At 71.3% G+C, this 11,764-nt stretch carries 14 protein-coding genes; 5 read left to right on the plus strand and 9 right to left on the minus strand.

What is annotated here, in order from left to right:
* Nucleotides 1-43: 43 nt before the first annotated feature.
* The 9 genes from fxsT to ABTY15_RS13325 all read right to left on the minus strand — a co-directional run bounded on the left by fxsT (nucleotide 44) and on the right by ABTY15_RS13325 (nucleotide 8,347).
* On the minus strand, nucleotides 44-3,709 hold the full coding sequence (gene fxsT, locus ABTY15_RS13285; protein ID WP_350581369.1) for an FxSxx-COOH system tetratricopeptide repeat protein: 3,666 nt from the start codon (nucleotides 3,707-3,709) through the stop codon (nucleotides 44-46).
* A gap of 44 nt (nucleotides 3,710-3,753) precedes the next feature.
* A complete protein-coding gene (locus ABTY15_RS13290; protein ID WP_350581372.1) occupies nucleotides 3,754-4,236 on the minus strand; it encodes a hypothetical protein in 483 nt (160 codons plus the stop codon).
* Between the two features lie 111 nt (nucleotides 4,237-4,347).
* Nucleotides 4,348-5,535: a methyltransferase domain-containing protein gene (locus ABTY15_RS13295; RefSeq protein ID WP_350581374.1), complete on the minus strand. Its 1,188-nt coding sequence runs from the start codon at nucleotides 5,533-5,535 to the stop codon at nucleotides 4,348-4,350.
* Nucleotides 5,532-5,702 carry a hypothetical protein gene (locus ABTY15_RS13300; RefSeq protein ID WP_350581377.1) on the minus strand — a complete coding sequence of 57 codons (171 nt, stop codon included), beginning with the start codon at nucleotides 5,700-5,702 and terminating at the stop codon, nucleotides 5,532-5,534. Before ABTY15_RS13300 ends, ABTY15_RS13295 begins: the two co-directional genes overlap by 4 nt.
* A gap of 260 nt (nucleotides 5,703-5,962) precedes the next feature.
* A complete protein-coding gene (locus tag ABTY15_RS13305; RefSeq protein ID WP_350581379.1) occupies nucleotides 5,963-6,805 on the minus strand; it encodes a helix-turn-helix domain-containing protein in 843 nt (280 codons plus the stop codon).
* The gene (locus ABTY15_RS13310; RefSeq protein WP_350581381.1) at nucleotides 6,802-7,338 is read right to left on the minus strand and encodes a DUF6879 family protein; all 537 of its coding nucleotides are present in this window, start codon (nucleotides 7,336-7,338) and stop codon (nucleotides 6,802-6,804) included. The genes ABTY15_RS13305 and ABTY15_RS13310 overlap by 4 nt, the downstream gene beginning before the upstream one ends.
* 3 nt (nucleotides 7,339-7,341) lie before the next feature.
* Nucleotides 7,342-7,542, minus strand: coding sequence for a hypothetical protein (locus ABTY15_RS13315; protein ID WP_350581383.1), 201 nt, complete (start codon nucleotides 7,540-7,542; stop codon nucleotides 7,342-7,344).
* 173 nt (nucleotides 7,543-7,715) lie between these two features.
* Nucleotides 7,716-7,982, minus strand: a complete 267-nt coding sequence (locus ABTY15_RS13320; RefSeq protein ID WP_350581386.1) for a hypothetical protein — start codon at nucleotides 7,980-7,982, stop codon at nucleotides 7,716-7,718.
* The gene (locus ABTY15_RS13325) at nucleotides 7,979-8,347 is read right to left on the minus strand and encodes an ATP-binding protein (protein WP_350581389.1); all 369 of its coding nucleotides are present in this window, start codon (nucleotides 8,345-8,347) and stop codon (nucleotides 7,979-7,981) included. The genes ABTY15_RS13320 and ABTY15_RS13325 overlap by 4 nt, the downstream gene beginning before the upstream one ends.
* 231 nt (nucleotides 8,348-8,578) lie before the next feature.
* Between ABTY15_RS13325 and ABTY15_RS13330 the strand changes: the two genes are divergently transcribed.
* The 5 genes from ABTY15_RS13330 to ABTY15_RS13350 all read left to right on the plus strand — a co-directional run bounded on the left by ABTY15_RS13330 (nucleotide 8,579) and on the right by ABTY15_RS13350 (nucleotide 11,725).
* On the plus strand, nucleotides 8,579-9,430 hold the full coding sequence (locus ABTY15_RS13330; RefSeq protein ID WP_350581391.1) for a helix-turn-helix domain-containing protein: 852 nt from the start codon (nucleotides 8,579-8,581) through the stop codon (nucleotides 9,428-9,430).
* 3 nt (nucleotides 9,431-9,433) lie between these two features.
* Complete coding sequence (locus ABTY15_RS13335) at nucleotides 9,434-9,616, plus strand: DUF397 domain-containing protein (RefSeq protein WP_350581393.1); 183 nt, start codon at nucleotides 9,434-9,436, stop codon at nucleotides 9,614-9,616.
* Between the two features lie 70 nt (nucleotides 9,617-9,686).
* Nucleotides 9,687-10,616: a hypothetical protein gene (locus tag ABTY15_RS13340; protein ID WP_350581395.1), complete on the plus strand. Its 930-nt coding sequence runs from the start codon at nucleotides 9,687-9,689 to the stop codon at nucleotides 10,614-10,616.
* Between the two features lie 48 nt (nucleotides 10,617-10,664).
* Nucleotides 10,665-11,003 carry a metalloregulator ArsR/SmtB family transcription factor gene (locus tag ABTY15_RS13345; protein WP_350581396.1) on the plus strand — a complete coding sequence of 113 codons (339 nt, stop codon included), beginning with the start codon at nucleotides 10,665-10,667 and terminating at the stop codon, nucleotides 11,001-11,003.
* Complete coding sequence (locus ABTY15_RS13350; protein ID WP_350581399.1) at nucleotides 11,000-11,725, plus strand: DUF2071 domain-containing protein; 726 nt, start codon at nucleotides 11,000-11,002, stop codon at nucleotides 11,723-11,725. Before ABTY15_RS13345 ends, ABTY15_RS13350 begins: the two co-directional genes overlap by 4 nt.
* Nucleotides 11,726-11,764 lie beyond the last annotated feature (39 nt).

The following is an 11,764-nucleotide window of genomic DNA, read 5'->3' on the forward strand; positions in this document are numbered from 1 at the left end:
CGAGAAGTCGGCCCAGCCGACTTCTCGCGCAGGGCCCCCGGCGTCAGACCGGCTGGGGTTCGAGGTCGCGGTCGATCGGGCGCCAGGCGCGGGCGGTGCAGGTGTCGGGGTGGTCGGGGCCGAGGTGGCGAGTGAGGTCGGCGAGGGCCCGGGTGTGGAGGTCGGCGGCCTCGTCGGCGTGGTCCAGGGCGCGCAGGGTGCCGGCGAGGTTGGCGGCACAGGCCAGGGTGTCGGGGTGCTGCGGGCCGTAGCGGGCGCGGAGGTCGTCCAAGGTCCGGCGCTGCAAACTGCGGGCCTCGGGGTGGCGGCCGACGTCGGCGTAGGCATTGGCGAGGTTGAGGACCGCCTTGAGGGCGAACGGGTGCTCCGGGCCCACGCGTCGGCCGAGCGCCTCGACCACGTCCTCACCGCGCTCGACGGCCGCGTCGGCGTCGCCGCTGGTGCGCAGGTACAGCGCGTGGTTGGCGGCGCAGGCGAGGGTGAACGGGTGGTCGGCACCGAACAGCCGCCGGTACGCCGCGTGGATCCGCACGATGAGCTCGCGGGCGGCGACGTTGTCCCCGGCGGCGCTGTGGTCGGCCGCCAGGTTGACCGCGCAGATCAGGGCGTCGGGCGCGTCCTCCCCGTAACGGTCCCGGTAGCGCTCGTAGGTGGCGACGTTGATCGCGCGGGCCTCCTCCAGCCGGCCGGCCCGGCGAAGCGAGACCGCCATCGAGGTGGCGTTGCGCAGACTCTCCGGAAGGTCCGGTTCCAGGACCGCGTCGAGGTCGGCGGCCACCTCGGCCAGCAGGTCGATCGAGGCCGGGAAGTCGCCGAGGTCGCGCAGGTCGCGGGCGACGCAGTACTTGGTGGTGAGGGTGTACGGGTGGCGCGGGCCGAGCACGTCGGCGCGCCGGGCCGCGGTGTCCCGGTCGAGCTCGTGGGCGGCCCGGCTGTCGCCGACCAGCCGGTGGTCGATCGCCAGGTTGTGGCCCATGGACAGCGTCCGCGGATTGTCGACGCCGAACAGGGTCCGCAGGCGGCCGTAGGTGTCGAGGTCGAGCGCGAGCGCGTCCTCGAAGCGGCCGAGCACCCGGTGATCGGCGCCGAGCGAACCGGCGGTCGTCAAGGTGTGCGGATGGTGCTCGCCCAGGGTCGCCCGCTGCCGGGCCAGCACCGCCTCGTCCAGGGCCAGTGCCTCGCGGTACCGCCCTTGGGAGCGCAGGACGTTGGCACGCTGGAAGCGCAACAGCAGGGTCTGTGGGTCGTCGGCGCCGAGCTTCTCCGTCCAGACCGGGATGAGGGCGGCACTGAGCTCGTCGGCACGCTCGAGTTCGCCCCGTTTCCACAGGTAGCGCACCCGGTCGATGCGCAGCTGGCGGGGTTCCGGCGCGTCGCAGTAGTGGATGTTGCACGCACCCAGGTGGGGCCAGAGGTCGTCGAACGCGGGCCAGTTGGAGGGATCGTCGATGTCGCCCTGGACGGGCCGGGCACCGGCCAGCACGAGGTGGACGTCGTGGACCGCCGTCCGCTGCTCCTCCTCGGTCATCTCGCACCGGATGGCGGCCTGGACGAGCCGGTGCAGCTGGACCGTCCGGCGGCCGCCGTCGACCCGGGCGAGCGAGTAGCGGCCGATCGCGCGGATCGCCCCGGCGAGGGCGAGCGGCCCGTCCAGCCGCGGGTCGTACCGGGCGAGCGCGGCGATCATCCGCTCGTTGTAGACGAGCCGCATGGCGATCGGCTCCGGGCCGAAGAACGCGCAGAGCTGCAACAGACGGGCGGCAGCCGGGTTCCGGGTCCGCAGCCGGGTGATCGAAACGCTCCAGGCGGCGGCCAGCGAGGCGGGATAGTCCACCGGGTGCTCCAGCGAGAGCACCTGGGCGGCGGCGGCGCGCAACTGGGCGAGGTAGGCGTCGACCGGCATCGCGGTGGCGTCCAGCCAGGCCGCCGCGACCTCCAGCGCCAACGGGAGGTCGCCGAGTTCGGTGGCCACCTCGTCGGCATCCGGCTCGGTCAGGCCCTGGACCCGGCGGCACAGGTGCTCGACGCTCTCGCGGCGGGTGAAGACGTCCACGGCGAGGGCCTCGGCCACCCGGCTCCACTCCGGGTTGCGGGAGGTGACGAGCAGGTGCCCGGGGCCGCCGGGCAGGAAGGGGAGGATGTCCGCGGGGTCGCAGGCGTTGTCGAAGATCAGCAGCCAGCGGGCGGCCGGGGTGCCGCGCCGCAGGGCCGTCAGCGCGGCCCCGCTGGCCTCGGCGACCGAGTCCCCGACCGGGAGGCCGAGTTCGCGCGCCAGGTCGGCGAGGGCGGGGCCGATCAGGTCGGGCTGCTCGGCGTCGATCCACCAGACCAGGTCGTACTCGGTCCTGAACCGGTGGGCGTACTCCAGCGCGATCTGGGTCTTGCCGATCCCGCCGAGCCCGTACAGGGTCTGGGAGCTCGGCAGCACGGCCGCCATCCCGCCGCCCAGTTGCCGGTGCAGGTGTTCCAGGACGGCGTGCCGGCCGGTGAAGGAGGGGTGGCGGGGCGGCGCCTTGAAGTGGGCCGGTTGCGTGCCGGGGTAGCGCAGGCCGGTGAGGTCGGGCGGGTGCGGCGCGCCGCCGAGGGCGGCGAGCAGGGCGTCGGCGGCCTGCTCGGCGGACTGACCGACGAGGGTGACGGTCGGGCCCTGGTGGTACGAGGAGGGCGGGGCGACGGCGTCGATCCGCGCGGTCAGCAGGCCGGGGTCGGCGGGGGTGGTGGTGGCCAGGGGCGAGCGCAGGTAGGCGGGCGAGAGCAGCACGATCGTGCGGTCGGGGGCGGTGTCGCTGGTGACGAGCGGGCCGAGGCCTGCCCGGGCCAGGACCTCCGCGATCCAGCGGGCCCAGAGCTCGTCCTCCGGGGCGTGGCGGAGCGCGATGCTCAGGCCCGGCAGGGGCGGGCCGCACAGCGGGCAGTCCACCGGCCGACGCAGGCGGACGGCGCCGCGCCGCAGGCCGTGCGGGTACGGCGGACCGCTGGCACCCGCCGCGATCAACCGGTCGGCCGCGGAGGAGAGTTCGGATGGCAGGCCGGTTGACTCGTCGGCGATGACAGCCAGTTCACCCTCGGTCGCACCCAGGTCGTGAACGGCGAGCCGGTCGGCCAGGTAGCCGACGGCCTCCCAGGTCGTGAAGGCGCGGACCGGGAGCAACCGGCGGCGGCGGGTACGCAGGCTCGGGTCGGCGCTGCGCGTCGTGACCAGCAGGGCGGCACCGGGGGCCGGGTCCGGCCAGAGGCCGTCGAGGTCACCGGGAGCGGCAAGGCCGTCGAGGACCAGCAGCCAGCGGCGGTCGGTGGTATTCAGCCAGGTGAGCAGCACGTCGGCGGCATCCGGTCCGGTGGACAAGCCGAGGCGCGCGGCGGCGCGGGCGTAGTCGTGGCGGACGGCGGCCCGGCTGGACGCGTCGACCCAGAGCAGCAGGTCGAGTGCGCCCGTCCGCAGCGCCGACCGGGCGTAGTGGGCGGCAGCCTGGGTCTTGCCGGTATCAGCCGGGCCGCTGAGCACCACGGCACCGCCATTGCCCGTAGCGAGGATGGTGTCGAGGGACGGGCGGTGACGATAGCAGTCGGCGACCGTGGGGACGGCGCCGACCTGCACCGGCCAGGCGAGGGGTGCCGGAGCGGTCGCGCTGGGACCATGGACATGGACGTCGCGGATGCTTCCGGCCACCACACCACCGGAGTTGACGAGGTCGTGCCCGCTGCGCACGCCGGCCTGCTGGCCGACGGGGCCGTGCTCGGCTCCGGGGACGGTCAGCGCAGGTCCGCCCCCGGCGGGGTAGGGCGGTCGGTGCCACCGATCGTGACCGGGCCGCTGAAGTCGCGACCCATTGCGCCGCCCTGGTTGCTGATGTCCCCGCCGGCGGTCACCCCGCTGTTGTCGGCCCGGAGCTGGACGGCGGGGGGCGGGGTGGTAGCGAGCAGAGCGCGCAACTGATCGGCCGCCTGGGCCTGTTCGGCCGGGTCGAGGCCTTCGAGGAAGTCCTCCAGGCGGGTCTGCCAGGAAGCCTCCTGGCGACTGGCGGCGGCCGCACGCTCCTCCGGGGTGGCCGCAGCCCGTAGGGCCTCACCGGTCCGGTCGAGGCGTTCGCGCGCCGCTTGTTCGGCCTCCGGGCGGCCCCGGCCCAACAGCCGGGCGACCCGGTCCCGGGTGGCGGTCCACACGTCCGTACCGGCGGCCTGAACGATCCCGGCACCCCCGGCCGCAGCCAGCGCGCTCAATGACTCAACCAGCATCCCCGGCAACCCCCTCATCGTCATCCGTGACGGGACTGACGATTATTCAACTCGCTTGGTTCCACGAGAAGAAGAGTTCCGAGGACAGCAATCCTGGACGCCGGAGCAGGGTCAGGGCAGGGGCCAGGCGTTGGCGGGGTCGTCGAGCCAGGCACGGTGGCCCTCGGGGGTGACGGTCAGGCCGAGGCGGGCGGGACCGGGGCGGCCGTTGTCCAGCCACCACTGGTGTGCGGCCTCCACCTCGTTCCAGAGGCGGCGCGGGCCGTGCTGCCAGACGGTGTAGCGCTCGGCGTTCTCGGTGCCGTCCCAGTCGACGGCCGCCCAGGAGCCGCCGCCGGTCGTGGCCACCCAGAGCCGGGTCTTCACGCCCTCGACGTCGGGGTCGTGGTGCCAGGCGTACCAGAGGTCGACGAGACGGTGACCGAGGGCGAACTGGGTCTCGAAGGCGGAGTCGGCGACCGCCCAGGGGTCGAGGGTGGTGGAGGACTCGGCGGGTACGTGGTCGTCCATGACGACATCCCGGAAGAGGAGGAGGTCGCGGCGCTGGGTGCGCATCAGCATGAACGCGCTGTCGGGGGTGTAGCGGCCGGTGGCGGTGCCATCGTCGCCGACGGTCAGGCGGAGCAGCCCGCCGCAGATCCACTCGTCGTACCAGGGGGCGAGAATGACGCCGCCGGGCCTGGTCTGGCGGATCCAGGAGTAGGGCACCCGCTTCACCGAACAGGTGGCCACCACGCGGTCGTACGGTGCTTCGGCGCCCCAGCCGAGGCTCCCGTCGCCGCAGACGACGGCGGGGGCGTAGCCGTTGGACTTGAGGTTGGCTCGTGCGAGATCGGCCACGACGGGGTCGATCTCGATGGTGGTCACGTTCACGTCGCCGAGGCGGTGGGCGAGCAGGGCGGCGTTGAACCCGGTACCGGCACCGATCTCCAGGACTCTCATCCCCGCGGTGAGGTCGAGGAGTTCGAGCATCTGGAAGACGATCGAGGGCGCCGATGCCGAGGAGGACGGCCAGGCGTCGTCCGGGTCGTCCGGCTCCTGCCCGTCGTTGATCTGCGTCACCACGGGCTCGTCCGCGTAGGCGGCGGCGAACCAGCGATCGGGGTCGTGCTCGCGGTCACAGGGTTCGAGGGCGTCGTCGTCGCTCAGCCAGATCCGGTGGGGGAGGAAACGGTGACGCGGGGCCGCTTCGCCCGCCCTGCGCCACTCGGGGGCCACATCGCGGCCGAGGTAGCGGGAGACGGCCTGAAGCAGTTCGGTGGTCCCGGCCGGCTGCGCGAGATTCTGCGTGCTGGTCACTTCTTGTCGCCGTCCTTGCCGTGCTTCCCGCTGGGTTTCCGCGACTGGTGGTCCTGGTTCGGCGCATCCTTCCCGAAGTCCTTCTTGCCGGCGTGCTTGCCCTGACCACCGTCGTTGGACCCGCTGCCGCCGCCGGAGCTGCCGCCCTTGCCGAGGCCCCATCCCATGGGTGTCTCCTACCTGGTCGTGGTGGTGGTGGACGTGGTGCGGCCGGTCGCGCCGCTCACCGGGATCATCGGCCCGGGACCCGGCGGGGCCGGCGGGGCCGGCGGGGGCGGAGGCTGGGGAAGTGGGGTGGCCATGGTTCTGCTCCCTCCGATCGTCGCGGCTCTTGCGCCGCGACCAGCACCGTACGAGCCCAACTCGACCGCCCGGAGCCCGATTTCTCGGGTTTTCTCCGGTCGGCGACTCGCCTTCCGCGGGTTTCTCAGGAGATAGCCAGGGTTGAGCGTGCTCGGGCGATCAGCCGGTGTGCTGCCGGGCCGTACACGGCCGCCGCATGCAACTTCCCCCAGATCCTCCGGTACAGCTCGATATCGGCAGGCTCTTCGAGGCACATCTCGGCGTTCCACGTCTCGACGGTCACGAACCTGTCGTCAAAGATCCAGAACCCGTGCTTGGGAATGACGGTCACCGGCGCGCCGATCGGCACGATCCCCAGCTCGACCGTGTCGAGACCGAGCACCCCGCCCAGCCGATCAAGCTGTGCGGCCAGAACCTCGGGCGGGCAGATCCGCACGTACAGCGCGGCCTCCGCCATGATGAACCGGAAGCGTTTCCCCGGCTGGTAGAGGGATTCCTGACGCCTCAAGCGGGCGCGCACGCCTTCGTCGATGTCTCGCGGCCCGTCGTCGAGATTGGTCGCGTGGGTCAGCACGTGCCGGGCGTACTCGGCGATCTGGAACATGCCCGGGACGATGGCGGGTTCGTAGCCGGTGGTCACCGTCGTCTCCCGGCTGTGCGCGACTCCGGTCTCCTGCCGCACTCGGTGGCCACCGGCCAGCACCCGTTTCCACCCACGGTAGCGGGAGGCCAGGCCTTGCAGCCTCCCCTTCAACTCCGCAGCGGCCTCGGGCCGCCCGAGGGCTTCGGCCCACGCCTGGAGGTCCGCAGGAGTGGCCGTCTGCCTGCCGTTCTCCAGCTTCGAAACCTTCGACGCCGGCCAGCCCAGTCGCGCGGCGAGGTCACGCCCGTTCACGCCCGCCTCGGTGCGCAACTCCCGTAGCCGCACACCGAGGGACAGCCGGGCCCGCTGGAAATCGGTGCTCACACCCCGGAGGCTACCCGCCGACTGAACTCGCCCGTCGGAACCGCGAAGTGCCAGGCGGCATCGCGTGCTTGACAAGCGCGGAGCACGGTGGGGGCGTCCTCGACAATCTCGACGCCCAGCGTGACGTCGAGGTCGTCGAAGTGGAACCGTGCCAGGATCCGGGAGTCGAACAACCAGTAGTCGAAGTCCGGAAGGCCAAGGCGAACGGCGTCGGCGCGCGTGAGGTTACGAATGTCCTCGCCGGCCTGAACGTTGCCCAAGCCGGAGGCGAGGAGGAAACGCTGCCCATCGGTGGGCGGATCGTCAACCAGACGCACCCTCTCGTACCGCTTGCCCTGCGCAACGGCCGCACGCACGGCCGCGTTCCAGGGCGAATCGGGTTCGTAGGCCGGGTGTTCACCCGCGAGGAAGGCCTGATATCGGGCGCCGTGACGGTCTGTGGCGTAGCCCCGACGAGTCTCCAGGCGGAACGCAGTGTGCTCGAATTCCTCGAACAGGTAGGCCGCTTCGGCAAACGGAGTGATCTCGGGCATGGCCTACTCCTTCGGCGCGAACCGTGTGAGCAGTTCTCGTGGCACGACGACGAAGGCCTCGGATTCCTTGACATCCCGCAGTTGGGCGAGGGCTTCGGGGTCAGTGAGGCGATCGCCCTGGACCACGATGTCGCCGTCCTCGGTTTCGTAGAGCGTGGGGCAGTCGCCCTTTTCGCTGGTGCTGCCGAGGAACTTGAGCTTCATGGATGGACTCCTCTTCGCTCGGTGGAGCACCAGGATGCCGTCCGGAGGGCGGCCTGTGGGGCGGTTCGGTCAGATGTCCCGGCTGAACGAGTCGTGGGCGGTCGCGCGGTCGCGGAGGCTGCGGGAGAGGGCTTCGCAGAGGGCGCCGAGGAGGGCGGCGAGGAGGTTGAGGGTCAGGAGTCCGAGCATCGGTGGCGGTCCCGGTCGCGCTTGTACTCGCGGAGGAGCGCGAGGAGGTTGATGAGGGTGCTGGCCGGGATGTTGCCGAGGGAGACGAGGACGCGGCCGTTGAGGACGGTCTCGCCGGGCTTGGCGGAGGGCCAGAGTAGGCCGAACTCACGGCCCTCGGTGCGGAGTTCGACGATGAGGTCGGTGAGGTCGCGGGTGGTGAGGTGCTGGAGGGCCGGGTCGGCGGGGTGGATGGGGTGGTGGGCGCTCATGCGGCACCGTCCAGGTCGCACTCGAACCAGACGGACTTGCCGAGCTGGTGGGGTTCGACGCCCCAGCGGTGGGTGAGGCCGGAGACGAGTTGGAGTCCTCGGCCGGACTCGGAGAGCAGGGAGGGACATCGCTGCTCGGGGAGGGTGGAGGAGCGGTCGGCGACGGCGACCCGGAGGGTGCTGTCGAGGAAGAGGGTGTGGACGACGGGGGCGGTCGTCCCGCCGTGGCGCCAGGCGTTGACGATCAGTTCGACGAGGGCGAGTTCGGCGTCGGCGATGAGGGGCGGGGGCCAGCCGGCGCGGGTCATGGCGTCGCGGAGGGACTCGCGGGCGAGGGTGAGGGCGGGGGAGTTGAGGTGACGCACAGGGATCTCCCTGGGGGGTGAGGGGAAATGCCGAGCGGGCGGTCGCCGTGAGCCAGTCCAGGGGCATGGGTGCTCTGCGGTGCATGCAGCGTTACTGACGCCCAGTCGGTGATCGGTGCATCACCGACTGTAGGGCATTGGTGGTACATGTAGGGGTACTTCTACCCCCCGGCTTCACTCGATCGATGGATTGCTGGACCCTTCCAGGGGTCGCGATGGATGCTTGGGGGCATGCCACCACGAACCACCCCGTCAGCAAGGCAGGAACGAGTAGGCACTGAGCTGCGGAAGATGCGCGACTGCGCGGGCCGCACGACCGCCGAAGCTGCCGCACTGTTCGGGTTCGCCCGCACGAAGATCACCCAGATCGAGAAGGGGCAGTACCCGATCACGGCCGAGCGGGTACGGATGCTCGCCGCGGAGTTCCAGGAGAGCGACATCGCCTTCGTCGATGCGCTCGCGGCCATGGCCGAGGAGCGCCACAAGGGCTGGTGGGAGGACTACCGCGGTTCCGTTCCGGTCGGATTCCTCGACATTGCCGAGATGGAGTACTTCGCCAAGAGCATTCGCACGTATCAGGTTTCGCATGTTCCTGGTGCCATGCAGACCGAGGCATACGCGAGAGCGATCTTCAAGGATCTCTACCCGCCACTCCCACCGCGCCTTCTCGAAGCCCGCCTTGAGCATCGACTCCAGCGCTCGGCACTCCTGATGCGCGAGGGAGCTCAACCGTACTCAGCGCTGATTCACGAAGCCGCGCTGCGCATGCTGTTCGGTGGCCGCGATGCCGCAAAGCACCAGCTGGACAAGCTGCTTGAGTTCTCGGAGCTACCGCACATCACGCTCCGAGTCATCAGCTTCAGCTCCAATGGATTCGTGGGCGCAGGTCAAGGCATCTTCTACGCGAAGGGGCCGGTTCCTCGCTTGGATGCTGTTCAGCTCGACGCGGTTGGCGGCCCGGCGTTCCTCCACGAGCAAAAGCACTTGGAGAACTACCGCCACATCATTGACACGATGACCGAGCGATCTCTCACCGAGAGCCAGTCTCGTGATGCCATCAGGCTCATCAAGAAAGAGATCTAAGCCATGACCCTGCACTGGAAGCGCCCCGAGGCCTGCGCCGACGCCAATGCCTGCCCGGAGGTGGCCATAGCCGAGGGCTCGGTCTACGTTCGCAGCAGCCTCCAGCCCACCGCCATCGCCCAACTCACCACCGAGGAATGGCGCGACCTCCTCTCTGCCATCCGCGCCGGGGAGTTCGACCTCTAATCCCAACCACTGCACTGCCCGGCTCCTTCGCCCCGCGAAGGAGCCGGGCAGTGCGCCACCGGGGGGACTCATGCTTCTCGCCATCGCCTTCCTCATCCTCGGCTTCGGCCTCGGCGCCCTGATAGCCACCGTCGCCCTCCACCGCCGCACCCTCGACGCCGCCCGGGCCGTCGCCGAATCCGTCCTCGCCGCCTCCAAAACCGCCGAGACCACCAAACCCCCCGCCGTCGTCGCCCCCACCACAAAGCCCGCCCGCGCAACCCCCCTCCCCCAACCCTCCCCCTCCCCCGACGACCTCCCCCGCCTCGCCCCCGCCGGCCCGCAGGACCTCCCCACCGCCATCCCCCGCCACGAGGGCGACTCCCCCTTCCACCACTCCGCGCTCTGGAACGCGAACACCACCCACGAGTTCCCCATCTCCTTCCCGGACCCCTCCGCCGTCGCCATGGTCGAGATCTCGGCGAAGACCTCCTCCTACGTCCAGATCACCCCGATCACCCGCACCCCCACCCGCGTGCACACCCACAGCGCCCTCCTCTACGCCTCCTCCTCCGACGGCCTGAAGATCGCCCGCGCCGTCCTCCCCCTGGACGTCACCCACCTGAAGATCGAGGCCAAGGGCCGCACCGAGTGGTCCGTCCGCCTCTACGCCCCCTCCGAGGTCGACGAACTCTCCGGCACCCGCGAAGGCACCGGTCAACTCGTCGTCGCCCTCCGCCCCGGCGCCCCCTCCGAGGTCGTCCTGCACGTCGACTCGTCCTCCTGGGCCGCCGAGTACATCTGCGAGTGCTGGCGCTGGGAGCTCGACGACGAGTGCGACTGCCCCACCCCCGAGGGCCTCCCGAGGTGGTCCGCCACCATGCTCTACATCAACGGCGAGGGCCTTGAAACCCTCCTCATCCCCCGCCCAGGCCTCCTCAGGCTCCGCACCGACAAGCCCACCGACCCCTGGCGTCTAGAACTCCGCCCGTACCGCGCCCCCGCCCCCAAGAACGCCTGAGACCCGCCCCCTTGTTAGCCATTTAGCAAACATGCTAAATACTGTCCTGTGACACAGCCCGACGACGACACCGCAGGGGTCTTCCGCGCCCTCGCCGACCCCACCCGCCGCCAGATCCTCCAGGACCTCAAGGACGGCGAACTGGCAGCCGGTCAGATCGCCAGCCGCTTCGCCATCAGCGCCCCCTCCGTCTCCCGCCACCTCGGCGTCCTCAAGCACGCCGGGCTGATCACCGAACGCCGGGACGGCAACCGCATCCTCTACTCCCTCGTCGAGGACCGGCTCGCGCTCTGCGTCGGCGGCTTCCTCAGCGCCGTCTGCCCCGAACAGATCGTGCTGCGCCACACCAAGTGGCGCTCCTCCGCGCAGGAAGGCCCGACCCCGTGATCCAGCCCCGCCTCGCCAGCACCGTCGAACGCCGGCTCCTCGTCAACTACCGCGTCGACCCCGCCGTCGCCGCCCGCCACCTCCCCGCCCCGCTGCGCCCGCAGCTCGTCCGGGGACACGCCGTCGGCGGCATCTGCCTGCTCCGCCTGGGCGACGTCCGCCCCGCCTGGGCCCCGGCCGGCCTCGGTCTGCGCAGCGAGAACGCCGCCCACCGCTTCGCCGTCGAGTGGGACGGCCCGGACGGCGTCGAGACCGGCGTCTACATCCCGCGCCGCGACACCGCCTCCCGGCTCTACGTCCTCGCCGGCGGCCGGCTCTTCCCCGGCGAGCACCACCGCGCCGACTTCGACGTGCACGAGACGCCCGACCGGCTCTCCGTCGCCTACACCAGCCGGGACCGCACCACCCGCGTGCACGCCACCGTCGACGTCTCCCAAGACCTCGACGGGAGCGCCCTGTTCACCGACCTCGCCGCCGCCTCCGCCTTCTTCCGCAACGGCTCCACCGGCTTCTCCGCCACCCGGGACAGCCGCCGGCTGGACGCCATGGCCCTCCAGACCGAGCACTGGGACATGGACGCCTGCCGGATCCGGTCCGTCACCTCCTCCTTCTTCGACGACCCCGGCCACTTCCCGCCCGGCAGCGCCACCCTGGACTCCGCCCTCGTCATGCGCGGCCTCCCGGCCAACTGGCGGCCGCTCCCGGTGCCGACGGCCGCCTGACTCCGAGGACGGCCCGCTGTCCGTCCCCCTCCCTACGCT

It is taken from the genome of Kitasatospora sp. NPDC097643, assembly GCF_040302625.1.
Lineage (GTDB): Bacteria > Actinomycetota > Actinomycetes > Streptomycetales > Streptomycetaceae > Kitasatospora.